At 72.5% G+C, this 23,370-nt stretch carries 16 protein-coding genes and 2 pseudogenes; 15 read left to right on the top strand and 3 right to left on the bottom strand.

Annotated features, from left to right (window positions below; genetic code table 11):
• Positions 1-56: 56 nt before the first annotated feature.
• The 10 genes and pseudogenes from EJG53_RS16115 (at position 57) to EJG53_RS16070 (ending at position 13,022) form a co-directional block, all read left to right on the top strand.
• Complete coding sequence (locus tag EJG53_RS16115; protein ID WP_371858690.1) at positions 57-1,040, top strand: EamA family transporter; 984 nt, start codon at positions 57-59, stop codon at positions 1,038-1,040.
• 62 nt (positions 1,041-1,102) lie between these two features.
• Positions 1,103-2,305 (top strand): Fic family protein, encoded by a 1,203-nt coding sequence (locus tag EJG53_RS16110; RefSeq protein ID WP_244955167.1) that lies wholly within the window; start codon positions 1,103-1,105, stop codon positions 2,303-2,305.
• Positions 2,306-2,596: 291 nt separating this feature from the next.
• A complete protein-coding gene (locus tag EJG53_RS16105; protein WP_125045423.1) occupies positions 2,597-3,406 on the top strand; it encodes a TIGR03084 family metal-binding protein in 810 nt (269 codons plus the stop codon).
• Positions 3,407-3,480: 74 nt separating this feature from the next.
• Positions 3,481-5,107 (top strand): annotated as a pseudogene (locus tag EJG53_RS16100) (acyclic terpene utilization AtuA family protein).
• Positions 5,104-6,702, top strand: coding sequence for an acyl-CoA carboxylase subunit beta (locus EJG53_RS16095; protein ID WP_125045422.1), 1,599 nt, complete (start codon positions 5,104-5,106; stop codon positions 6,700-6,702). The pseudogene EJG53_RS16100 and the gene EJG53_RS16095 overlap by 4 nt, the downstream one beginning before the upstream one ends.
• A 7-nt stretch (positions 6,703-6,709) precedes the next feature.
• Positions 6,710-8,608, top strand: a complete 1,899-nt coding sequence (locus tag EJG53_RS16090) for an acetyl/propionyl/methylcrotonyl-CoA carboxylase subunit alpha (protein WP_125045421.1) — start codon at positions 6,710-6,712, stop codon at positions 8,606-8,608.
• A gap of 59 nt (positions 8,609-8,667) precedes the next feature.
• Positions 8,668-9,837: an acyl-CoA dehydrogenase family protein gene (locus EJG53_RS16085; RefSeq protein ID WP_125045420.1), complete on the top strand. Its 1,170-nt coding sequence runs from the start codon at positions 8,668-8,670 to the stop codon at positions 9,835-9,837.
• A 131-nt stretch (positions 9,838-9,968) separates the two neighbouring features.
• Positions 9,969-11,561 (top strand): 4-coumarate--CoA ligase family protein, encoded by a 1,593-nt coding sequence (locus tag EJG53_RS16080; protein WP_125045419.1) that lies wholly within the window; start codon positions 9,969-9,971, stop codon positions 11,559-11,561.
• Positions 11,558-12,393: pseudogene (locus tag EJG53_RS16075) on the top strand (enoyl-CoA hydratase family protein). The gene EJG53_RS16080 and the pseudogene EJG53_RS16075 overlap by 4 nt, the downstream one beginning before the upstream one ends.
• Positions 12,381-13,022 (top strand): TetR/AcrR family transcriptional regulator, encoded by a 642-nt coding sequence (locus tag EJG53_RS16070; RefSeq protein WP_125045418.1) that lies wholly within the window; start codon positions 12,381-12,383, stop codon positions 13,020-13,022. Before EJG53_RS16075 ends, EJG53_RS16070 begins: the two are co-directional and overlap by 13 nt.
• On the opposite strand, the gene EJG53_RS16065 is transcribed toward EJG53_RS16070, so the two are convergent.
• Complete coding sequence (locus tag EJG53_RS16065) at positions 13,007-14,080, bottom strand: helix-turn-helix transcriptional regulator (RefSeq protein ID WP_244955166.1); 1,074 nt, start codon at positions 14,078-14,080, stop codon at positions 13,007-13,009. The genes EJG53_RS16070 and EJG53_RS16065 overlap by 16 nt on opposite strands.
• A gap of 121 nt (positions 14,081-14,201) precedes the next feature.
• Here EJG53_RS16065 and EJG53_RS16060 point away from each other — a divergent pair, with 121 nt between their 5' ends.
• Positions 14,202-14,624, top strand: a complete 423-nt coding sequence (locus EJG53_RS16060) for a VOC family protein (protein WP_125045416.1) — start codon at positions 14,202-14,204, stop codon at positions 14,622-14,624.
• On the opposite strand, the gene EJG53_RS16055 is transcribed toward EJG53_RS16060, so the two are convergent.
• On the bottom strand, positions 14,606-15,703 hold the full coding sequence (locus EJG53_RS16055) for a citrate synthase 2 (protein WP_031001732.1): 1,098 nt from the start codon (positions 15,701-15,703) through the stop codon (positions 14,606-14,608). The genes EJG53_RS16060 and EJG53_RS16055 overlap by 19 nt on opposite strands.
• A gap of 538 nt (positions 15,704-16,241) precedes the next feature.
• Between EJG53_RS16055 and pdxH the strand changes: the two genes are divergently transcribed.
• Together pdxH and EJG53_RS16045 are read left to right on the top strand one after the other, a co-directional pair.
• Positions 16,242-16,937, top strand: coding sequence for a pyridoxamine 5'-phosphate oxidase (gene pdxH, locus EJG53_RS16050; protein ID WP_241269369.1), 696 nt, complete (start codon positions 16,242-16,244; stop codon positions 16,935-16,937).
• Positions 16,938-17,443: 506 nt separating this feature from the next.
• Positions 17,444-19,027, top strand: coding sequence for a PAS domain-containing protein (locus EJG53_RS16045; protein WP_244955165.1), 1,584 nt, complete (start codon positions 17,444-17,446; stop codon positions 19,025-19,027).
• Between the two features lie 159 nt (positions 19,028-19,186).
• On the opposite strand, the gene EJG53_RS16040 is transcribed toward EJG53_RS16045, so the two are convergent.
• A complete protein-coding gene (locus EJG53_RS16040; RefSeq protein ID WP_031001735.1) occupies positions 19,187-19,945 on the bottom strand; it encodes an SIS domain-containing protein in 759 nt (252 codons plus the stop codon).
• A gap of 371 nt (positions 19,946-20,316) precedes the next feature.
• Between EJG53_RS16040 and EJG53_RS16035 the strand changes: the two genes are divergently transcribed.
• Positions 20,317-21,009 (top strand): metal-dependent transcriptional regulator, encoded by a 693-nt coding sequence (locus EJG53_RS16035; RefSeq protein WP_031001736.1) that lies wholly within the window; start codon positions 20,317-20,319, stop codon positions 21,007-21,009.
• A 1,311-nt stretch (positions 21,010-22,320) separates the two neighbouring features.
• A complete protein-coding gene (locus tag EJG53_RS16030) occupies positions 22,321-23,193 on the top strand; it encodes an alpha/beta fold hydrolase (RefSeq protein ID WP_125049398.1) in 873 nt (290 codons plus the stop codon).
• Positions 23,194-23,370: the final 177 nt, after the last annotated feature.

Below are 23,370 nucleotides of genomic sequence, written 5' to 3'. Positions count from 1 at the left end.
TCCACCAGGTGGGAATCACATTTCATGGCGTGGGAGGCGGGCCTTAGCGTGGGCTCGTGAACGAGTCGCGCCACGAGTCCAGCAGCCTCCCGCCCATACCTCCGGTCCCGGAGCCGACACCGGTCACGGCCCCGGCGTCCGAGGCGGTCCCGGCCTCCCCCGAGGTCCGGGCCGCCGAACAGGGAGCGGCGACGGGCGGGCGCCTGACGTCCGTGGCGCTGGTCATCGGCGGCATCATCTCGCTGCAGTTCGGCGCCTCGGTCGCGGTACTGCTCTTCCCGCGGGCCGGCGCGCTCGGCGTGGTCACCCTCCGGCTGGTCGTCGCCGCACTCGTCCTGCTGATCGCCTGCCGCCCGAGGCTGCGCGGTTACTCGCGGGGCGACTGGGCCACGGTCCTCGCTTTCGGCGTCGCGCTGGCCGGCATGAACTCCCTCTTCTACGGGGCGATCGACCGCATCCCGCTGGGCGCCGCCGTCACCCTGGAATTCATGGGCCCGCTGATCCTGTCGGTGGTCACCTCACGCCGGGCACTGAGCCTGCTGTGGGCCGCGCTCGCGCTGGGCGGAGTGGCCCTGCTCGGCCGGGAGGGCTTCGACGGACTCGACCCCCTCGGCGCCGGCCTGGCCCTCACGGCCGGCGCCCTGTGGGCCGCGTACATCCTGCTGTCCTCCCGCGCCGGTCAGCGCTTCCCGCAGGCGGACGGCCTGGCCCTGGCGATGACCGTGGCCGCGCTGCTGAGCCTGCCGCTCGGCATCTCCACCGCCGGTACGGCTCTGCTCGACCCGGTCACCCTCGGCCTCGGCGCCGCCGTCGCCCTGCTCTCCTCGGTCACCCCGTACACCCTCGAACTCCTCGCCCTCCGCAAACTCCCCGCCTCGGGTTTCGCCGTCATGATGAGCCTGGAACCGGCCGCCGCCGCCCTGGCCGGCTTCCTGGTCCTGCACCAGGCGCTGGGGTGGGCCGAGGTGGTGGCGATCGGGTTGGTGGTGTTGGCGAGTGTGGGGGCGGTGCGGGGTGGGGGTGGGATGGGGAAGGAGTGACGGTCGCGCGCCCGACACGTGAACAGGTTGACACGATTATCCAGTCATGGTGACATCGTGGCATGTTGTACGAGACTCCGTCGCTGGACGGCGATGATCACCGCGTTCTCGCGGAGATCGAGGAGATGCGGCAAAAGCTGCGGCATGTACTGCGCGCCCAGCCCCGCTGGTCGGGGCAACTGCGACGGAACCTGACCGCGCGGGCGATCGCCGGGTCGAACACCATCGAGGGCTACGCCGCGACGGTGGACGATGTCGAGGCCCTGATGGCGGGCGAGGAGCCGCTGGAGACGGCCGACCGTACCCGGGTCGAGCTGGAGGGTTACCAGCGGACGATGACCTATATCCAGGCACTGGCCGACGCCGGTGACGATTTCCGCTACGACGCCGGCCTGATCAATGGCCTGCACTTCATGCTGCAGGGCCACCACCTGGACAAGCGGCCGGGGCGCTGGCGGGACGGGCCCGTGTACGTGACCAGTCCCGACGACCCGTTGGTGTCCGCCTACACGGCCCCCGGCCACTCTGACGTGCCGGCTCTGATGGCAGAACTGGTCGACTGGCTCAACCATGGGGACGTGGACGCTCCGGTGCACGTGCGTGCCTCGATGGCCCACCTGAACCTGGTGAACATCCATCCGTGGAAGGACGGTAACGGACGCATGTCCCGCGCTGTGTCCACGCTGGTGTTCGCCCGCGAGGCCGACAGCCTGCTGCCGCCGGAGTTCTCCTCCATCGAGGAGTGGCTCGGCCGCGGGCAGAACACGTATGGCTACTACCGCGTCCTGCAACAGGTTGGCGGTCCCACGTGGACCCCGCAGCGGGACACGCACGCGTGGGTCCGTTTCTGCCTCGAAGCTCACCACCGCCAGGCTCAGCAGGCCCAGCGCCGTACCGATCTGCTCTCCCGCGCCTGGGCCTACCTCGGCGATGCCGCGGAGCGGTCCGGGCTGGATGAGCGGATGGTCTTTGCGCTGTTGCCGGCGTTCTGGGGCTCGAAGGTGCGGCGCACTGTCTACCAGCAGGATGCGGAGCTCTCCGATCAGCAGGCGATCCGCGATATCCGCGAGCTGGTTCGGCTGGGCTGGCTGGTGCCGCACGGCAAGGCCCGGGCCGGTACTACGTTCCCGGGCCCCGCATGGACGCCGCCCAGCGGGAGGTTCGTCAGTCTGTGGCCCCCTACGTCGATCCCTACGGGGTTCGGTAGGGACGTCCTGTGTCTGGCGCGTGCCGATGGTGTCCGCGTTTGCGCTTCGCGCGGGTAGTTTTGGGGTGACGTTCGGCTCGCATTGGTTGCGTGGTGGGGGCGGGGGCGCGCAGGGGGCCAACTCTCCCCCGGCCGAAGGCTGGGGGAGAGTGACCCCGGAGGGACCCCGAGCCCCCACCCACCGAACCCTCCGCGCACAACGCGCACCCCCACCCTGCAGCCCGCCCAGAAAATCATGCAGGCGTGCTTGATTGTTTCTCGGCGGGCTGTCACGCTCGGACCGCAACCCGTGCCGCATGAATCAACGTGCCCTGCCCGTACGGCAGATGGCCGATGAGGGGAGTGCCGCGTGTCCGACGCCAATGCCGTGCTGGCCGATCTGAGGGACGAAGGGGACGCGCTCGACGCGCTGGTCGGTGGGCTCGCGCCGGAGCGGTGGGCGGTGGCGACGCCGGCCGAGGGCTGGACCGTCGCTCACCAGATCGGGCATCTGGCCTGGACCGATCGGCAGGCCCTGTTGTCTGCGACGGACCCCGCCGCCTTTCAGGAGGCCGTTCAGCGGGCGCTGGCCTCGCCTGCGACCTTTGTCGATGAGGGGGCGGCGGCGGAGGCGCAGGCGCCGCCTGATCGTTTGTTGGGCCGTTGGCGGACGGGGCGGGCCGAGTTGCAAGAGGTGCTGGCCGCGCGGTCGCCAGGAGAGAAACTGCCCTGGTACGGGCCGCCGATGAGCGTCGCTTCGGTGGCTACCGGGCGGCTGATGGAGACCTGGGCGCACGGTCAGGACGTCGCCGACGCGCTCGGCGTGACGCGCGAACCCACCGCGCGGCTGCGGCATGTGGCCCGTATCGGGGTGCGGGCGCGGAACTTTGCGTACGCGGCGCACGGGCTGGCCGCTCCGGAGGAGGAGTTTCGGGTTGAGTTGCGGGCTCCTGACGGCGGAATGTGGGCGTACGGGCCCGAGGGCGCGGCGCAGCGGGTGACCGGGGACGCGCTCGGTTTCTGTTTGCTGGTTACTCAGCGCGCTCATCGTGATGATGTGGATGTGCGGGCCGAGGGGGCGGAGGCTGACCGGTGGTTGGGTATCGCGCAGGCGTTTGCCGGGCCGCCGGGTAAGGGGCGGGAGCCGGGTGGCCGTGGTGGCCGAGGGAGCGGGCGGTGACCGGCGGTGGGGGCGTGCTGCGGGTCGGCAATGCCTCCGGGTTTTACGGCGATCGTTTTGATGCTGTGCGGGAGATGCTCACCGGTGGGCCGTTGGATGTGCTGACCGGCGACTACCTTGCCGAGCTGACCATGCTGATTCTGGGGCGGGACCGGCTCAAGGACCCCGCCCGCGGCTACGCCAAGACGTTTCTGCGGCAGTTGGAAGAGGGGCTGGGGCTGGCCGTTGAGCGTGGGGTGCGGATCGTCACCAATGCCGGGGGCTCAATCCTGCGGGGTTGGCCGATCGCGTACGGGAGTTGGCGGACCGGGTCGGCGTGACGGTGCGGGTCGCGCATGTGGAGGGGGATGACCTGATGGCCCGGTACGTCGGGCGTGAGGGTGTGCTGACGGCCAATGCTTATCTGGGTGGTGAGGGGATCGCCGCGTGCTTGCGTGCCGGTGCGGATGTGGTCGTGACCGGTCGGGTCACGGACGCCGCGCTGGTCAGCGGGGCGGCAGCGGCGCACTTCGGGTGGGCGTCCACCGATCACGACCGACTGGCCGGGGCGGTCGTCGCGGGGCATGTCCTGGAGTGCGGGACGCAGGCCACGGGCGGTAACTATGCGTTCTTCGGCGCGCATGACGTGCGTCGTCCCGGGTTTCCGGTCGCTGAGATCGCCGCCGACGGGTCTTCGGTGATCACCAAGCACGCTGGTACGGGCGGGGCGGTGACCGTCGGCACCGTCACGGCGCAATTGCTGTACGAGACGGCCGGGGCGCGGTACGCGGGGCCGGATGTGACTGCCCGGCTGGACACGGTGTGCCTGACGCAGGTCGGGACGGATCGGGTGCGGATCGACGGGGTGCGGGGGGAGGCGCCACCGTCGACGGTGAAGGTGGGGCTGACCCGGCTCGGGGGTGGCGCAATGCGGTCACGTTCGTGCTGACGGGCTTGGACATCGAGGCCAAGGCCGCCTTGGTCAAGCAGCAGATGGACGCGGCTTTTGAGGCTGCCGGGCGGCGGCCGGCGTCCGTGGAGTGGGCGCTGGCCCGGACCGATCACGTGGACGCCGCCGTCCAGGAGGAGGCGAGCGCCCTGCTGCGGCTGGTGGTGCGGGACGCCGACCAGGACGCGGTGGGGCGGGTGGTCAGCGGGGCGGCGATCGAGCTGGCGCTCGGCAGCGTTCCCGGGTTCCATGTGACGGCGCCGCCGGGCAAGGGGGAGCCGTACGGGGTGTTCGAGGTGGAGTACGTGGACGCGGCGGGTGTGCCGCATGTCGCCGTACTGCCTGGTGGTGGTCGTGTCGAGGTGCCGCCACCTGCGGAGACACGTGAGCTGGTGCCGCTGGCCGACCCCGCTCTGCCCGAGCCCCTCGTCCACGACGGCCGGACGCGCCGGGCGCCGCTCGGCCTGGTGGCCGGTGCTCGCAGTGGGGACAAGGGCGGGTCGGCGAACGTCGGGGTGTGGGTCCGTACGGACGCGGCGTGGCGTTGGCTGGTGCATGAGCTGACGGTCGAGCGGCTACGGGAACTGCTTCCGGAGACGGCCAGGTTGGCTGTCACGCGTCACGTTCTGCCCAACTTGCTGTCGCTCAATTTCGTGATCGACGGGCTGCTCGGTGCGGGCGTCGCCGCGCAGGCCCGCTTCGACCCGCAGGCCAAGGCCGTGGGGGAGTGGCTGCGCGCCCGTCACCTGGACATACCGGAGGTGTTGCTGTGACCGTGCTCGGCAGTCGGCTGGACCCGTCAGGGGCTGAGTATGTGGCCAATCGGGAGGCGATGCTCGACAAGTTGCGGGGGATCGAGGCCGAGCACGCCAAGGCCATGGGCGGGGGCGGCGCGAAGTACGTCGAGCGGCATCGCAAGCGGGGCAAGTTGCTGGCACGTGAGCGCATCGAGCTGTTGGTGGACCCGGACACGCCGTTCCTGGAGCTGTCGCCGCTGGCCGCTTGGGGCAGCGACTACCCGGTGGGCGCGTCGCTGGTCACCGGTATCGGGGTGATCGAGGGCGTGGAGTGCCTGGTCACGGCCAATGATCCGACCGTACGGGGCGGGGCCAGCAATCCCTGGACCTTGAAGAAGGCGCTGCGCGCCAACGAGATCGCCTTCGCCAACCGGCTGCCCGTCGTGTCGCTGGTGGAGTCCGGGGGCGCGGATCTGCCCAGTCAGAAGGAGATCTTCATTCCGGGCGGTGCGCTGTTCAAGGACATCACCCGGTTGTCTGCGGCAGGGATACCGACTGTGGCCGTGGTGTTCGGCAACTCGACGGCTGGTGGCGCCTACATCCCGGGAATGTCCGATCACGTGATCATGGTGAAGGAGCGGGCGAAGGTCTTTCTCGGCGGGCCGCCGCTGGTCAAGATGGCCACCGGTGAGGAGAGCGACGACGAGTCGCTGGGCGGCGCCGAGATGCATGCCCGTACCTCGGGGCTGGCCGACTACTTCGCCGTGGACGAGCCGGACGCGCTGCGCCAGGCCCGGCGGGTCGTCGCCCGGTTGAACTGGCGGAAGGCGCACAGCGATCCGCGTCCCGCCGAGCCGCCGAAGTACGACGAGGAGGAGCTGCTGGGCATCGTGCCCGGTGACCTCAAGGCGCCCTTCGATCCCCGCGAGGTCATCGCGCGTGTCGTGGACGGTTCGGACTTCGACGAGTTCAAGCCGCTGTACGGGCCGAGCCTGGTCACCGGCTGGGCCGAGCTGCACGGCTACCCGGTCGGCGTGCTCGCCAACGCCCAGGGCGTGCTGTTCAGCGCGGAGTCCCAGAAGGCCGCGCAGTTCATCCAGCTCGCCAACCAGCGCGACATCCCGCTGGTCTTCCTGCACAACACCACCGGCTACATGGTCGGCAAGGAGTACGAGCAGGGCGGCATCATCAAGCACGGTTCGATGATGATCAACGCAGTCAGCAACTCGCGGGTGCCGCATCTGTCGGTCCTCATGGGGGCCTCGTACGGCGCCGGACACTACGGCATGTGCGGTCGCGCCTACGACCCGCGCTTCCTGTTCGCCTGGCCCAGCGCCAAGTCCGCCGTGATGGGACCGCAGCAACTGGCGGGGGTGCTGTCGATCGTCGCGCGCGCTTCCGCCGCCGCCAAGGGTCAGCCGTACGACGACGAGGCGGACGCCGGGCTGCGCGCCATGGTGGAGCAGCAGATCGAGTCGGAGTCGCTGCCGATGTTCCTGTCCGGGCGGCTGTACGACGACGGCGTCATCGACCCGCGCGACACCCGTACCGTCCTCGGCCTGTGCCTGTCCGCCCTGCACACCGCCCCCGTCGAGGGAGCGCGCGGTGGCTTCGGCGTCTTCCGGATGTGAGGAACCAGTGATCTCTTCCCTCCTCGTCGCCAACCGTGGCGAGATCGCCCGCCGTATCTTCCGCACCTGCCGGGAGCTGGGCATCGCCACCGTGGCCGTGTACTCCGACGCGGACGCCGACGCGCCGCACGTCCGCGAGGCCGACGCCGCCGTACGGCTCCCGGGCAGCGCCCCCGCCGACACCTACCTGCGCGGCGACCTGATCGTGAAGGCCGCGCACGCCGCCGGTGCCGACGCGGTCCACCCCGGTTACGGCTTCCTCTCCGAGAACGCCGGGTTCGTCGCGGCCGTCACCGACTCGGGCCTGACCTGGGTCGGTCCGCCGGCTGCCGCCATCGAGGCGATGGCGTCCAAGACGCGTGCCAAGGAGTTGATGGCGGCGGCCGGGGTGCCGTTGCTCGCCCCTGTCGATCCCGAGCGGGCCACTGACGCCGACTTGCCGTTGTTGGTGAAGGCGGCGGCTGGTGGTGGTGGACGCGGGATGCGTGTCGTACGGGAGTTGGCCCATCTACCGGGGGAGTTGGCTGCTGCGAGGGCCGAGGCTGCGGCGGCGTTCGGGGACGGGGAGGTTTTCGCCGAGCCGTACGTTGTCGGCGGACGGCATGTCGAGGTGCAGGTCCTCGCCGACGCGCACGGCGCGGTGTGGGTCCTCGGCACCCGTGACTGTTCGCTTCAGCGCCGCCATCAGAAGGTCGTCGAGGAGGCTCCCGCGCCCGGACTCTCCGACGAGCTGCGCGCCACCCTGCACACGGCGGCCGCCGATGCCGCCCGCTCCATCGGCTATCGGGGCGCGGGGACTGTTGAATTCCTCGTTTCCGCTGCCGGTCACGCGCACTTTCTGGAGATGAATACCCGGCTTCAGGTCGAGCATCCGGTCACCGAGGCCGTGTACGGCGTCGATCTTGTCGCGCTCCAGCTTCGGGTCGCCGAGGGGGACGCGTTGCCGGACGAGCCGCCCGCGCCGCGCGGTCACGCCGTCGAGGCCCGGCTGTACGCCGAGGACCCGGCGGCGGGCTGGCAGCCGCAGACCGGCACGCTGCACTGCCTCTCCGTGCCCGACGGCGTGCGGCTCGACTCGGGGGTGGACGACGGTGCCGTCATCGGGGTGCACTACGACCCGATGCTCGCCAAGGTCATCGCCTGGGCGCCGAGCCGCGCCGAGGCCGTACGGAAGCTGGCGGGCGCGCTGGAGCGGGCCCGTGTGCACGGCCCGGTCACCAACCGTGACCTGCTCGTACGGTCCCTGCGGCATTCCGAGTTCGCCACCGCCACCGGCCTGGACACCGGGTTCTACGACCGCAACCTGAGCGAGCTGACGGAAGCCCCGGACGCCACGGTCACCGGGCTGTGCGCCTTGGCCGCCGCCCTCGCCGACGCGCACGGCCGGTCCCGCTTCGGCGGTTTCCGCAACGTACCGTCGCAGCCGCAGACCAGGACGTACGCCTGCGGCGGCGTCGAGCACGAGATCCGCTACCGGCTGGGCCGCGAAGGGCTGCATGCCGAGGACTTTCCCGGTGTACGGCTCCTGTCGGCCACGTCGGGGCAGGTGGTACTGGAAGTGGACGGCGTGCGGCGGGAGTTCACCGTCGGTCGTTACGGAGACCAGGTCTTCGTGGACTCCGCCGCCGGCTCCCGCGCCCTCGTCGCCCGGCCCCGCTTTCCCGACCCCACCACCCGTACGGAACCGGGGTCGCTGCTCGCCCCGATGCCCGGCACGGTCGTCCGGGTGGCCGACGGCCTGGCCGAGGGCGACCGCGTCGAGGCCGGAGCCCCGCTGCTCTGGCTGGAGGCGATGAAGATGGAACACAAGATCACCGCGCCCGCCTCCGGCACGCTGAGCGCCCTGCACGTCAAGGCCGGTCAGCAGGTCGAGGTCGGCACGCTGCTGGCCGTCGTCACCGAGTGAGCCACCGGCCCCGAGCCGGCCCCCGCGTGACGTCCTCCTCCCCCTCCGAAGGAGCCCCCGTGAGCAACCCCGTGATCGAGACCGAGGAACACCGCGCCCTCCGCGCGTCCGTCGCCGCGCTCGGCAAGCGCTACGGGCGGGAGTACTTCGCCCGGGTCGTCGCCGAGGGCAAGCACACCGACGAGCTGTGGACCGAAGCCGCCAAGCTCGGCTACCTGGGCGTGAACCTGCCCGAGGAGTACGGCGGCGGAGGCGGCGGCATCACCGAACTATCCATCGTGCTGGAGGAACTGGGCGCGGCCGGCTGCCCGCTGCTCATGCTCGTCGTCTCGCCCGCCATCTGCGGCACCGTCATCGCCCGCTTCGGCACCGAGGAGCAGAAGCGCGCCTGGCTGCCCGGCCTCGCCGACGGTTCGCGCAAGATGGCCTTCGGCATCACCGAGCCGGACGCCGGTTCCAACTCGCACCGCATCACCACCACGGCCCGCCGCGACCCGGACACGGGGGAGTGGGTCCTCAACGGGCGCAAGGTGTTCATCTCGGGCGTGGACATCGCCGACGCCACCCTCATAGTCGGCCGCACCGAGGACGCCCGTACCGGCAAGCTCAAGGCGTGTCTGTTCATCGTCCCGCGCGACGCCCCCGGGTTCGGGCGCAGCCAGATCGCCATGGAGCTGGCGGCTCCGGAGAAGCAGTTCGAGCTGACGCTGGACGACGTACGGCTGCCTGCGGATGCCCTGGTGGGGGACGAGGACGCGGGGCTGCTCCAGCTCTTCGCCGGGCTCAACCCGGAGCGCATCATGACCGCCGCGTTCGCGCTCGGCATGGGCCGGTACGCGGTCGAGCGGGCCGTCGACTACGCCCGTACCCGGCAGGTCTGGAAGGAACCCATCGGCGCCCACCAGGCCGTCGCCCACCCCCTCGCCCAGGTCCACATCGAACTGGAACTGGCCCGCCTGATGATGCAGAAGGCCACCCACCTGTACGACGCGGGCGACGACATGGGCGCCGGCGAGGCCGCCAACATGGCCAAGTACGCGGCGGCGGAGGCGGCCGTGCGGGCCGTGGACCAGGCCGTGCACACCCTCGGCGGCAACGGTCTGACCCACGAGTACGGCCTGGCCACACTGATCACCGCGGCCCGGGTGGCGCGGATCGCGCCGGTCAGCCGGGAGATGATCCTCAACTACGTCTCCCACCAGAGCCTCGGCCTGCCGAAGTCCTACTGACCGGCCGTACGCGGCATCGCGGTCGCCGTACTGACAACCGCACCGGTAACCGCGATGCTGCACGCACACGGACAGGCGCCCGCCCGCGGCCCGCAGCGGCCCGGACGTGCGCCGCTGCTGAGGGGATGGCCATGGTCTTTCACAGTCAGTACGCCGATGTCGCACCCGTGGACCTGCCGATCCATGAAGCGGTACTGGGCCGGTCGGCCGTCGAGCACGCCGCGCTGCCCGCCCTGATCGACGGCCAGGACGGCACCACGGTCAGCTACGCCGAACTCGACGGCGCCACCCGGCGGATCGCCGCCGCGCTGGCCGACGCCGGTGTCCGGGCCGGTGACGTGCTCGCCCTGCACAGCCCCAACACCATCGCCTACCCGGCCGTCTTCTACGCCGCCTCGCGCTGCGGCGCGGCCGTCACCACCGTCCACCCCCTGGCCACCTCCGGCGAGTTCGCCCAGCAGTTGCGCGACTCCGGCGCGAGCTGGATCGTCACCGTCTCGCCGCTGCTGGAGACGGCCCGCAGCGCCGCCGAGCAGGCGGGCGGCATCACCGAGGTGTTCGTCTGCGACGGCGCCGTGGGCCACCGCTCCGTACGCGACATGCTCGCCTCCACCGCGCCCGAACCCGCCGTCCCCGTCGACCCGGCGCGGGACGTGGCCGTCCTGCCGTACTCCTCCGGCACCACCGGGACACCCAAAGGGGTCATGCTCACCCACCGGTCCATCGCCACCAACCTCGTCCAGCTCGACCGGCTGATCACCAGCGGTCCCGGCGACCGTGTGCTGGCGGTGCTGCCGTTCTTTCACATCTACGGGCTGACGTCCCTGATGAACGCCCCGCTGCGCAACGGTTCCACCGTCGTCGTGCTGCCCCGCTTCGACCTCGAACACTTCCTGCGCGCGATCGAGAAGTACCGGGTCAACGCGGTGTACGTGGCTCCGCCCATCGTCCTGGCCCTGGCCAAGCACCCGTCCGTCGCCCAGTACGACCTGTCCTCGCTCGACTACGTCGTCAGCGCGGCCGCCCCGCTGGACGCCCGCCTCGCCGACACCTGCGCCCGCCGTCTGGGCATTCCGCCCGTCATGCAGGCGTACGGGATGACCGAGCTGTCGCCCGGTACCCATGTCGTACCGCTCGGTGCCGCCGACGTGCCGCCCGGCACGGTCGGCAGGCTGCTGCCGAGCACCGAGATGCGCATCCGCTGTCTGGACGCCGACAAGGATCTCGGCACCGGTGAGAGCGGTGAGATCCTCATCCGCGGCCCGCAGGTCATGAAGGGCTACCTCGGGCGCCCGGCGGAGACCGACGCGCTGATCGATGCCGACGGCTGGCTGCACACCGGCGACATCGGGCAGGTGGACGCGGACGGCTGGCTGTACGTCGTGGACCGCGTCAAGGAGCTGATCAAGTACAAGGGCTACCAGGTCGCCCCGGCCGACCTCGAAGCGGTGCTGCTCGCCCACGAGGGCATCGCGGACGCCGCGGTGATCGGCGTCAGCGACGCGGACGGCAACGAGATCCCCAAGGCGTACGTCGTACGGCGGCCCGGCGAACAGGGGGCCCGGCTCACCGAGGACGACGTCATCACGTACGTTGCCGGACAGGTCGCCCCGTACAAGAAAGTACGGCGGGTGGAGTTCACGGACACCGTGCCACGCGCCGCCACCGGCAAGATCCTGCGGCGCGAACTGCGCGCCAGGGAAAGGAGTTCCACGGCCTCATGACCGATGCCACGCCGGACGCCACCCCGGACGCCTCGCCCGCTGCCGCACCCTTGGTACGGCATGCCCACGAGCGGGGCGTCACCACCCTCACCCTCGACTCCCCGCACAACCGCAACGCGCTCTCCCGGCGCCTGGTGGCCGAACTCCACGCGGCGCTGGCGGCCGCGGCCGCCAGTGACGACACCCGGGCGGTGCTGCTCACGCACACGGGGACGACGTTCTGCGCGGGGCCGATCTGTCGGAGGCGACGGAGGAGGCGGGGAGGGCGGAGGAGGCTGTTGCCGGAACCGGCGCGTCCGATTCCGGGCCGCTCGGGCTCGTCCGGCTCCTGCGCGCCGTCATCGAACTGCCCAAGCCCGTCGTCGCCAAGGTCACCGGCCATGTACGGGCCGGCGGTCTCGGCCTCCTCGGCGCCTGCGACCTGTCCGTGGCGGGCCCCGGCGCCAGCTTCGCCTTCACGGAGGCCCGCCTCGGCCTCGCGCCCGCCGTCATCTCCATGCCGCTGCTGCCCCGTATGGACCCGCGGGCCGCCGCCCGCTACTACCTCACCGGCGAGCGTTTCGACGCCGCCGAGGCGGCCCGTACCGGGCTGGTGACGCTGGCCGCCGAGGACCCGGACGCCGCCCTGGAACCGGTCCTCGCCGGCCTCCGCAAGGGCTCGCCGCAGGGCCTGGCGGCCTCCAAGGCCCTGGTCACGGCGGAGGTGCTGCGCGTCTTCGACCGCGACACGGCGGCCCTCGCCGACACCTCGGCGCGCCTCTTCGCCTCCGACGAGGCGTGGGAGGGCATGACCGCCTTCCTCCAGCGCAGGGAACCGTCATGGGCACGGTGACCCCCGCGCGCAGCCCCAAGGAACCGCAGCAGGAACGCAGCCGCGCCACCCGCCGCGCGCTCCTGGAGGCGGCCGTCTCCTGCCTCGCCGAGCGCGGCTGGAGCGGCAGTACGGTCTCCGTCGTCGCGGAGCGGGCCGGCGTCTCGCGGGGGGCCGCCCAGCACCACTTCCGCACGCGGGAGGACCTGTTCACGGCGGCTGTCGAACACGTCGCGGAGAAGCGTCAGAGCGCGCTCAAGGCCGTCGCGCACGATCTTCCGCCCGCCGGGTCCGCGGCCCGTACCCGCATCGTCGTCGAGGAGATCGTCAGCCTCTACACGGGCCCGCTCTTCCGTGCCGCCCTCCACCTGTGGGTGGCCGCCTCCGACGAGGAGCCGCTCCGGGACCGGGTCACCGCCCTGGAGGCCCGGGTCGGTCGCGAGGCGCACCGTACGGCGGTCGGCCTCCTGGGTGCGGACGAGTCGGTTTCCGGCGTCCGCGAGACCGTACAGGGGCTGCTCGACATGTCCCGGGGGCTCGGCCTCGCCACGCTCCTCACGGACGACAAGCCGCGCCGTGATCGCGTGGTGACGCAGTGGGCGCGCATTCTGGACACGGTGTTGAACGGAGGCGGTCAGCCGCCGTCGTAGGGCTGTCCGTCGGCGTCGGCATCCGCGTACGTGGTGAGGCGGCGGGCCAGGGCGCGTACGAGGTCCCGCAGCTCGGCGGGGCGTTCGATGACGAACGGGCGGTCCAGCGCGGCCAGTACGGGCGGGAGCCAGTCCAGCCGTTCGGCCCGGATGCGGACGTGGACCCAGCCGGGCCCGTCGGCGGTTCCGTCACCGGGCTCGCCGTCGGGCCCGTCGCCCGATCCGCCCCCGGGACCGTCGCCGGACCCGTCCTCGGACAGCGCGGCGACCCCGGCCGGGAGCCGGTCACGCAGGTACTCGATGCTGCTCCGGACGCGCAACGACACGTCATGGGTCCACGGCGTACGGGACAGATGGTCGAGGACGGTCGCCGCCGGGTCGAAACCGTCCGGAACCTCGAACGAACCGGACAGCGGGCGGACCGAGGTGATCCGGTCCAGCCGGAAGATGCGCATCTCCCCGCCGTCCCGGCCGGGCCCGGTCAGGTACCACCGCCCGGAGTGCGCCACGAGCCCGTACGGCAGGACGGTACGGGCACTGTCGTTGCCCTTGCGGTCGGTGTACGCGAACGCCACCGGCCGCCGCCCGCGTACCGCCTCGGCGAGTTCGAGCAGCACCGCCGCCTGCGGAGGCGTGGCGGGACGCGGCCGGTCGGTGAAGTCGGCCGTCTCCAGCAGCGCTTCCAGCCGCCGCCGCAGGGCCACGGGGAGCACCCGCCGCACCTTCGCCGCGGCGCTCTCACCGGCCGCCGCGGAGGCCCCTGAGACGGCCCCCGGACCGCCGCGCTGCCCCGAGAGCAGGCCGAGCAGTACGGCCAGGGCCTCCTCGTCGGTGAGCATCAGCGGGGGCATGCGGTAGCCGGGGGCGAGCCGGTAGCCGCCGTAGCGGCCGCGTACCGCGTCGACGGGGATGTCGAGATCCAGCAGGTGGGCGACGTAGCGGCGGACGGTGCGCTCGTCGACGCCGAGGCGGGCGGCGAGCTCGGGGACGGTACGGGTGCCGCCGCCCTGAAGGATCTCCAGCAGGGCGAGCACCCGGGCGGTGGTCGAAGTGGTCACACCCCGAAGTCTGCCGCCCATACCGGGCGGAACCTGTCCGGTATTGCTCCTAGCGTGGGCGATGCCCGGCGCCACCCGTCGCTCCGGGCCTCTCTCCCCCCCCGAGCCAGGAAGCCGCACCATGAACCTCGTCTCCCTCCGCGTGATCACCGACGACGTCGCCCGCCTCGTCGCGTTCTACGAAAGCGTCACCGGCGTCCCGGCGGCCTGGGCGACCCCCGAATTCGCCGAACTCGTGACGCCGGTGGGCACGCTGGCGATCGCCGGCAGCCGCACGGTGGCCCTCTTCGGCGAAGACACCGCGCGGGCCGCCGCCAACCACTCGGTGATCACCGAGTTCCGCGTCGCCGACGTCGACGCGGAACACCGGCGGCTGGCGTCCCTCGGCCGCACCTTCGTCCAGGAGCCGACCACCATGCCGTGGGGCAACCGGTCGCTGCTCCTCCGGGACCCCGACGGCAACCTGGTCAACCTCTTCACGCCGGTCACCGAGGACGCCGTACGGCGCCAGGAGCGCCCGGCCCGTCACGCGGGCAGCGTGTAACCCTCCACCGACTCCGGCCCGCGCGGGCCGGGGCCGACGTACTTGGCCGACGGCCGGACCAGACGGCCCGTGCGCTTCTGCTCCAGGATGTGCGCGCTCCAGCCCGCCGTGCGGGCACAGGTGAACATCGATGTGAACATGTGCGCCGGGACCTCCGCGAAGTCCAGCACGATCGCCGCCCAGAACTCCACGTTCGTCGCCAGGACCCGGTCCGGACGCCGGTTGTGCAGCTCCTCCAGAGCCGCCTTCTCCAGCGCCTCCGCCACCTCGAAGCGCGGCGCGCCCAGCTCACGGGCGGTGCGCCGCAGCACCCGGGCCCGCGGGTCCTCGGCGCGGTACACCCGGTGGCCGAAGCCCATCAGCCGCTCGCCGCGGTCCAGCGCCTGCTTCACGTACGCCGTCGCGTCCCCGGTCCGCTCGATCTCCTCGATCATGCCGAGGACCCGGGACGGGGCCCCGCCGTGCAGCGGCCCGGACATCGCGCCGACCGCGCCCGACAGGGCGGCCGCCACGTCGGCGCCGGTCGAGGCGATGACGCGGGCCGTGAAGGTGGAGGCGTTCATGCCGTGCTCGGCCGCCGACGTCCAGTACGCGTCGACCGCCGCGACATGCTTGGGGTCCGGCTCACCGCGCCAGCGCTTCATGAAGCGCTCCACGATCGTGCCGGCCTTGTCGATCTCCTTCTGCGGCACCATCGGCAGGCCCTGCCCGCGCGCCGACTGCGCGACGTACGACAGCGCCATGACCGCCGCCCGCGCCAGCTCGTCGCGGGCGGTCTCCACGTCGGTGTCCAGCAGCGGCTTCAGGCCCCACACCGGCGCGAGCATGGCCAGCGCGGACTGCACGTCCACCCGGATGTCACCCGAGTGGACGGGGATCGGGAACGGCTCGGCCGGCGGCAGCCCCGGGTTGAACGACCCGTCGACCAGCAGCCCCCACACGTTCCCGAAGGAGACCTTGCCGACCAGGTCCTCGATGTCGACGCCCCGGTAGCGCAGCGCGCCGCCTTCCTTGTCCGGTTCGGCGATCTCCGTCTCGAACGCGACGACTCCTTCGAGTCCGGGTACGAAGTCGGACATCAGGCGGCTCCTCAAGATGTGGACGACATGCGGCTCATGACCAAGATGCCGTGCGTGCGAGAACTGTCAGGTCAGGCTGGTCGGGTCGGGCGGGTCGGGCTCTTCCGGCCGGCGGTGCGGTGGACGCCGTCCGGAAGTCCGCCGCGGTGGCCGGCCGGCGGACGGCGCCGCCGGGAGCACCGGTTCCGCGGGCCGCTCCGGATGTCGGACGACGAGTCCGGGCGCCGGTCCGGTTACGCGGCCGCCGCTGCGGCTCGCGGTCCGTACCGGTCACTCCCGTCATGCCCCGCGCGGGCGTTGGTCACCCGACCGGCACCCGTGGCCGTCCGCCCGGAGCACGTCACTTCGATCACTTCAGGGCGGACACGATATCCCGCGCCGCCCGTGCGCCACAGTGGCGCGCGGCACGATTTTGGCCGGTCCGGTACGTGCCGGGAAGGGTGAGATCCGGCACACCGGACGATTCGCTTAAGGAAGGGTTACGCGACGGCGGCCAAGGGCAGACTTCCCTGCCACCCGGCTGCCCCAACAGGCCCGCATGCTGCAAGATGTGGCCGTGCACCCCGCCGACACGCCCACCCCGGACCCGCTCGATCCCTCCGCCATGCGGGCGCAGTACCGCGCCGAGGGACTGACCGAGGCAGAACTCGCCCCCAGCCCCTACGACCAGTTCGCCCGCTGGTTCAAGGAGGCGGCCACCAGCGGACTGCACGAGCCGAACGCGATGGTCGTCTCGACCGCCGACGCCGCGGGCCGTCCCAGCTCAAGGACCGTACTGCTCAAGCGGTTCGACGAGCACGGCTTTGTCTTCTTCACCAACTACAGCAGCCGCAAGGGCCGCGACCTGGCGGAGAACCCGTACGTCTCGCTGCTCTTCCCCTGGCACCCACTGGCCCGGCAGGTCATCGTGACCGGCACGGCCGCCCGCATCGGCCGCGACGAGACCGCCGCGTACTTCCGCACCCGCCCGCACGGCTCCCAGCTCGGCGCCTGGGCCAGCGACCAGTCCACGCCGGTCGCCTCCCGCGCCGAACTGGAACGCGCCTACGACGACCTGGCCGCCCGCTACCCCGAGGGCGAGCAGGTGCCGGCGCCGCCGCACTGGGGCGGCGTACGGGTCGTCGCGGAGGCCGTCGAGTTCTGGCAGGGCCGGGAGAACCGCCTGCACGACCGGCTGCGGTACGAGCGCGAGGGCTCGGGGGAGGGCTGGTCCGTCGTACGGCTGGCGCCCTGAGGAGCTGACGGCCGGCGCCCTGAGGGGCGACGGCTCGCGTCCGGGGTGTGGCGGGTACGGCTGTGCGTCCGTGCCCGCGCCCCGAGGGGCGCCGTACGGTCTACGCGTCCGGGCCCGGTGTCCCGGGACGCAGACGACCCGCGGGCTGCTTCCCCCGCGCCTGGGGCGCGAAGGGGCCGGTCGGACGAACCGGCAGCCCGCGGGTCGGGTGACTGCTGGGGATTGGCCGGCTGCACAGTTGTTTCCTGTGCTGGTCCGGCGCTGCACACTGAGTGCGACGACGGGCCGCTAGCCCGCAGTCACCTCACGCGTCCGGTGCGAAATCATCTGCCGAACCACCTCCCTTCTCGTGTGCCTCACACCCTAGGAACCGGTCCGGCGGCCGCACAACCGAATTTCGGCGGCAGGGATTTGAGGGATTTCCCCGAATGGGGTGTGGTCCGCGTCACGGTCCAGTTGAATGATCCGGCGTGCAGCACGTGTGGCCGCGTTCGTAGGGGGTGCCAATGGCTGCTTCGTCTTCGTCGTCCTCCTCCTCGTCCTCCTCGTCATCGTCTTCGTCGTCCTCGTCGCGCCGCTTCGAGCCCGTACCGCCCGGCGGGCCGGGCCGGGAAGCCGGCCGGGGCGGCCCGCCGCCGGACGACGCGTGCGCGGACGGGTGCCCCGGCGTGGACCAGGACCCGCAGCCGGACAGCGACGACTCCGGCCTGCTCGCCGCCCTGCTGGACGGGATGGACGCCGCGCTGTGCGCCTTCGGCGCGGACGGCTCGGTCACGCACTGGAACCGCGAGGCGGAACGCATCCTCGGCTGGACGGCGGACGAGGCGGTCGGCCGCCAGGGGCTGGCGGGCTGGGCGGTCCGCAAGGAGGACGCCGACGAGGTGGAGGCCCGCCTGCTGGCGGCGACCCGCGCGCCCGGCCGCCAGGTCCACGAGTTCGCGCTGCTGACCAAGGACGGGCGCCGCGTCCTGGTCCGCACCCAGTCCTCCGCGGTGCTCGGGCCCGACGGCCGGGCGGCCGGCGTGTACTGCGCGTTCAGCGAGGTGCACACCCAGATCGACCTGGAACGGTCCATCGCGCTGAGCGAGGCGCTCTTCGTGGACGCCTCCTGGGCCGTGGTGCTGGTCGACGCCGACCTGCGCCCCGCGGTCGTCAACGCGCACGCCGCCCGCGCCCTGGGCATGGGCCGTACGGCCGTGCTCGGGCGCCCGCTGGGCGATCTGCTGATCCAGGGCGTGGAGGAGCTGGAGAGCGCCCTGACGCACGTCCTCGCCGAAGGCACCCCGCCGGCCGCCGCCGAACTGTGGGTGACGCTCCGGTCCGACGAGGCCGAACAGACCCGCCGGTGCTGGCGCAGCGGCTTCGTACGGCTGGCCTCGCCCCTGGCGGAGGAGCCCGTACCGCTCGGCGTGGGCTGGCTCTTCCAGGACGTCACGGACGCCAAGCGCACGGAACAGGAGAGCGCCCTGCTGCGCTTCCGCGCCCAGCAGTTGCACCGGGCGGGCCGGGCCGCGGGGGAGTGCGAGGACCCGACGGAGGCGGCGGCGGTCCACCTGGACTTCGCCCTCGCGGGGTTCGCCGATCACGGGCTGGTCGATGTGGTGCGGGGCGGGAGCGGCGAGGACGGCGGCGCCGGTGAGGGGGACGGCGGCGTGGCGGGCGGCGGCGGTGCGGCGGGCGGCGGCCTCCCTCCGGAGAGCGCGCCCGTCCTGGTACGGGCCATCGCCTCACCCGCCGGCGCGCCCGGCCCCTCCGAGGCGGTCCCGCCGACCGGGATTCCGGTGGCCTACGGGGCGGGCCACCCGGCCGCGCAGGCGCTGGAACGGTGCGGCTCGGTACGGGCCGGAGCGGGCCCGGCCGTCGCGGAAGGCTGGGCCGCGGCCCGCAAGTGGCCGGACGGCACCGTGCACGGGCTGTGCGTGGTGCTGCGCAGCCGGGGGCGGACGCTGGGCGTGGTGACGTTCCTGCGCGGGCCCTCGCGGCGCCCCTTCGACCGCGCGGACGCGGCGTACGCGGAGGACGTGGCCTCCAGGATCGCCGCGGCGCTGGATCTGGCGGGAGAGGTGGCGGGAGGGGCGGAGGGGGCCTGAGGGGGCCGAGGAGGCTTAGAGGGTGGGTCGGGCCGGTGGAGCCGGTGGTGACCGTCGTCCCCGCACCCCGGCCGTACCCCGGCCGTACGCGCCCCCGTAACGCGGCTCCGTACCCCGTTCCCGTACGCCGTCCCCTACGCCGCCCCCGTGCCCCGTCCGCTACTGCCGGTAGTAGATCCGGTCCGCGTACTCCCGCATCACCCGGCCGTTCCAGTCGTGGCCGCCGTCCACGTTCCCGGAGCGCAGCAGCGGCGGGTCGATGCCGCGGTCGGCCAGGACGCCGGCGGCCGTCGCGACGACGGCCTGCATGACCGCGCTGGTGACGACCGTCGAGGCCGGGGCGAACGGCGCCTCGATGCCCGGCAGCGTCAACTCCGCGTCGCCCACCGGGATCTTGCTGTCCAGGACGATGTCGCAGTGGTCCCGCAGGTACGTGCCGGAGACGTGCCGCGACCTGGTCTCCTCCGCGTACGCCACCGACGTCAGCCCGATGACCTTGAGGCCCAGCGCCCGCGCGTTCATGGCCATCTCGACCGGCAGCGAGTTGCGGCCGGAGAGCGAGATGACGATCAGCACGTCACCGGCCTCCAGCGGGCTGGTGTCCAGGACCGCCCCGGCCAGCCCGTCCACCCGCTCCAGCGCGCTGCCGAGCGTCGCGGGCCGTACGTCGACGCCGACGACGCCCGGGACGGTCAGCAGGTTCATGAGGGCGAGGCCGCCGGCCCGGTAGACCGTGTCCTGCGCGGCGAGGGAGGAGTGCCCGGCGCCGAAGGCGAAGATCCGGCCGCCGGCCTCGACGGTGTCGGCGATGAGCGTCCCGGCGGCGCCGATCCGCTCGTCCTCCTCGTCGCGCACCCGGCGCAGCAGGTCGATCGCGGCGTCGAAGTACTGCCCGGCCAACCGGTTGCTCTCGCCCATCGCCGCGGGGCCCCTCTCGTCGGTACTCATCGGTCTTGTACGTTGGTCCTCGTACGTTTGTCCTACGTTCTGACGCATCCGGCAGTACGAGCCGGCCGGGGTGCCGCGTGCCGACCCTGGCGGGACGGCCGTGGCGCGGATCACGTTGCGGTCTGGACCAGTGCCCTGTCAATACGGTGTGCGCCACCGCTCGCGACCGGACGGACACCTTCCGGCCGCCGGGACGTCGCCCGGTTGCCGTCTCGCCGCAGGGCGGGCGCCGCCGTACCGGGGTCCCGGGAGGGTCCGGCCGGAGCGGACGCGGATCCGTTGTCAGTGGGATGCGTCAGAATTGAGTTCAGGGCCACCGCACGACACATCAAGGGGCACGCATGTCCGGACTGATCGACACCACGGAGATGTATCTCCGCACCATCCTTGAGCTGGAAGAGGAAGGTGTGGTCCCGATGCGCGCCCGGATCGCGGAGCGGCTCGAACAGAGCGGCCCGACGGTCAGCCAGACCGTGGCGCGCATGGAGCGGGACGGCCTGCTCACGGTCGCGGGCGACCGCCACCTGGAGCTGACCGAGGAGGGCCGCCGGCTGGCGACCCGCGTCATGCGCAAGCACCGGCTCGCCGAGTGTCTGCTCGTCGACGTCATCGGGCTGGAGTGGGAGCAGGTGCACGCCGAGGCGTGCCGCTGGGAGCACGTGATGAGCGAGGCGGTCGAGCGCCGCGTCGTGGAACTGCTCCGGCATCCGACGGAGTCGCCGTACGGCAACCCGATCCCGGGTCTGGAGGAGCTGGGCGAGAAGGCCGAGGCCGACCCGTTCCTGGACGCCGGCATGGTGAGCCTGATGGACCTGGAGGCCGGCGCGGACGGCAAGACGGTCGTGGTGCGCCGGATCGGCGAGCCCATCCAGGCCGACGCCCAGCTCATGTACACGCTGCGGCGGGCCGGTGTGCAGCCGGGCGCGGTGGTCAGCGTGACCGAGTCCGCCACGGGCGTCCTGGTCGGCAGCAGCGGCGAGGCGGCAGAGCTGGAATCCGAGATCGCCGCGCACGTCTTCGTCGCCAAGCGCTGATCTCCGCCCGCCCCGCTCCGCCCGCCTGACCTGGCCCGATGGCCGCTCCGGAGTACTGCTCAACCGCTGTACGACCGGACGGAGTTGGCGGAACGCGAGCGGAGCGGCCGGTGGCGTGTCACGCTGGCGCTGAGCGTGTGCGCGAAGGCTTGCCGAGGGCCGCGTGGCGATGCCGTACGGCCCCGGCAGGCGTGCGCGCACGCCACGACAGGGGGCTCATGACGTGTGGCGCCGGTGACCCGGGGCGAGGCGGCTGGACGACGCGCAGGGCGTGACCGCACCTGCCGCCGCGAACCCGGGTCGGGGAGGGGGCTCGGGTGAGGAGCAGTCCGCCGCGACCCCCGGACCGGCCTCGGGCGACGCGCCCGGCCGCGAAGAGCTCGGTCTCGGAGCGTTCGGCCCCGGAGCGCCCGGTCTTGGCGTACCCGGTCTGGGAGCGCTCGATCTGGGAGTGCTCGGTCTCGGCGTATCCGATCTCGAAGCGTCCGGTCTCGGAGTGCCTGGCCGCGGAGCGTTCGATCTCGGAGCGCTCGGCCCCGGAGTGCCCGATCTGGGGGTGCTCGATCTCGGAGCGTCCGGGCGAGGGGTGTACGGCTGCGGGGTGTGCGGCCCGGGGGTGCCCGGCTTCGGGGTGCTCGATCGCCGAGCGCGTGAAAAGGCCGATGTGTGCGGCGACTTCGGGAAGTTGCGCGGGTGAGGGCGGCGCTTCCGAGCGCTTCGGATCGGCCGGGGGTGTGCGGTCCGATCGGCCCGCCCGGCAGCGGCCGACCCGGCAGCGGCCGGCCTGGCGGTGGTCCGCCCGGCAGCGGCAGGTTCGGCGGCGGCCTGTTCGGCAGGGATCTGTCCGGCAGCGGTCCGCCCGACAGGGGTTCGCCCAGCAGTCGGACACCTGGCAGTGCGTCACCACGCGGCGGCCCGTTCGCCAACGCGTCATCTCTTGGCGCTCCGCCCGGCAATGCGTCACCTCGGGGCGCTCCGCCCGGCAGTGGGTCACCTGGCAGTGGTCCGCCCGTCGGCGCCGTGGCGGCCGTGGTCCCGTCAACGACCAGGGCCCCGGCGCTGCGAGCAGCCGGGGCCCCGCCTCCCCACGTCCCCCCGCCAAGACCCGGAGCCCCGAGCTCCCAGGGTCTTCCCCCGTGGGCCCCCTTCCCGGTGGGGCCCGCCTCCCGCTACGTGTCTCCCCTCGGCGAGGACCGGCAATCCTTGGGTGTGGTCACCCGAACGAGGGTTATTGGGCGCAGAAACAGCCTATTCGAATAGGGGTTCGATAGTGTGGAGCTGCTCAAGGACCGGATGGGGGTGCCAGGGCCCATGGTGCGGCGCATCGACGTGACGGGGGCCGGCGGTGTCCGGCTCGCCGCCTGGGAGTTCACCGACCCGCCGAAGACCGGCCGGGGCGGGGAGGAAGGGGAGCACGGTCCTGGTGTGCTGCTCCTGCACGGCCTGATGGGGCGCGCGTCGCACTGGGCCGAGACCGCCCGCTGGCTCGGTTCCCGCTGCCGCGCCGTCGGCCTGGACCAGCGCGGTCACGGCCGCAGCGAGAAGCCCCAGGACGGCCCGTACGACCGCGAGACGTACATCGCCGACGGCATCGCCGCCGTCGAGCAGCTCGGCCTGGCGCCCGCCGTCCTGATCGGCCACTCCATGGGCGCCCTGACGGCCTGGCAGATGGCCGCCCGCCGGCCCGACCTGGTGAGCGCGCTGGTCGTCTGCGACATGCGGGCCTCCGCCCTGGGCGCGGCCTCGCAGCAGGAGTGGGCGGACTGGTTCCGCTCCTGGCCGGTACCGTTCGCCACCCTCGCGGACGTACGCAAGTGGTTCGGCGAGGACGACCCGACCCTGGAACGGCCCAAGCCCGCCCGCGGCGACTTCTTCGCCGAGATCATGGCCGAACGCGCGGACGGCTGGCGCCCGGTCTTCTCCCGCCACCAGATGCTCACCGCCCGCGAGACCTGGGTCCATGACGCCCATTGGGAGGACCTCGCCCTGGTGCGGTGCCCCACGCTCGTGGTCCGCGGCCTGGACGGCGAACTGGGCCGCGCCGAGGCCCAGGAGATGGTCCGCGTCCTCCCGCACGGGGTGTACGCCGAGATCCCGGACGCCGGGCACTGGCTCCCCTGGGAAGCCCCCGAGGAGTGGCGAGGCGTCCTGGGCCCCTTCCTGGAGTCCGTCCTCCCGTCCTGACCACCACTGCCGCTGCTACTGCCACTGCCACCCGCCACTTGCTTCCGTCACCGCAACCCGCAACCCGCAACCGCCGCCCGCACCCGTGCCCTTACCCACCCCCGTTCCCGTACCCCCTCTCGTACTCGATCCGGCTTCCGCGCTCGGTCCCGCTCCCCTTCCGCACCCACTTCCGCC

It is taken from the genome of Streptomyces chrestomyceticus JCM 4735 (genome assembly GCF_003865135.1).
GTDB classification, from domain to species: Bacteria; Actinomycetota; Actinomycetes; order Streptomycetales; family Streptomycetaceae; genus Streptomyces; species Streptomyces chrestomyceticus.
This window is presented reverse-complemented; position numbering and strand designations above follow the sequence as displayed.

Excerpts from the sequence above, each read along its gene's own strand:
- pdxH (WP_241269369.1), top strand. The coding sequence starts at position 16,242 with ATGCTGCAAGATGTGGCCGTGCACCCCGCCGACACGCCCACCCCGGAC.
- EJG53_RS16030 (WP_125049398.1), top strand. The coding sequence starts at position 22,321 with ATGGTGCGGCGCATCGACGTGACGGGGGCCGGCGGTGTCCGGCTCGCC.
- EJG53_RS16070 (WP_125045418.1), top strand. The coding sequence starts at position 12,381 with ATGGGCACGGTGACCCCCGCGCGCAGCCCCAAGGAACCGCAGCAGGAA.
- EJG53_RS16035 (WP_031001736.1), top strand. The coding sequence starts at position 20,317 with ATGTCCGGACTGATCGACACCACGGAGATGTATCTCCGCACCATCCTT.
- EJG53_RS16060 (WP_125045416.1), top strand. The coding sequence starts at position 14,202 with ATGAACCTCGTCTCCCTCCGCGTGATCACCGACGACGTCGCCCGCCTC.
- EJG53_RS16080 (WP_125045419.1), top strand. The coding sequence starts at position 9,969 with ATGGTCTTTCACAGTCAGTACGCCGATGTCGCACCCGTGGACCTGCCG.
- EJG53_RS16055 (WP_031001732.1), bottom strand. The coding sequence starts at position 15,703 with ATGTCCGACTTCGTACCCGGACTCGAAGGAGTCGTCGCGTTCGAGACG.
- EJG53_RS16040 (WP_031001735.1), bottom strand. The coding sequence starts at position 19,945 with ATGGGCGAGAGCAACCGGTTGGCCGGGCAGTACTTCGACGCCGCGATC.
- EJG53_RS16110 (WP_244955167.1), top strand. The coding sequence starts at position 1,103 with ATGTTGTACGAGACTCCGTCGCTGGACGGCGATGATCACCGCGTTCTC.
- EJG53_RS16045 (WP_244955165.1), top strand. The coding sequence starts at position 17,444 with ATGGCTGCTTCGTCTTCGTCGTCCTCCTCCTCGTCCTCCTCGTCATCG.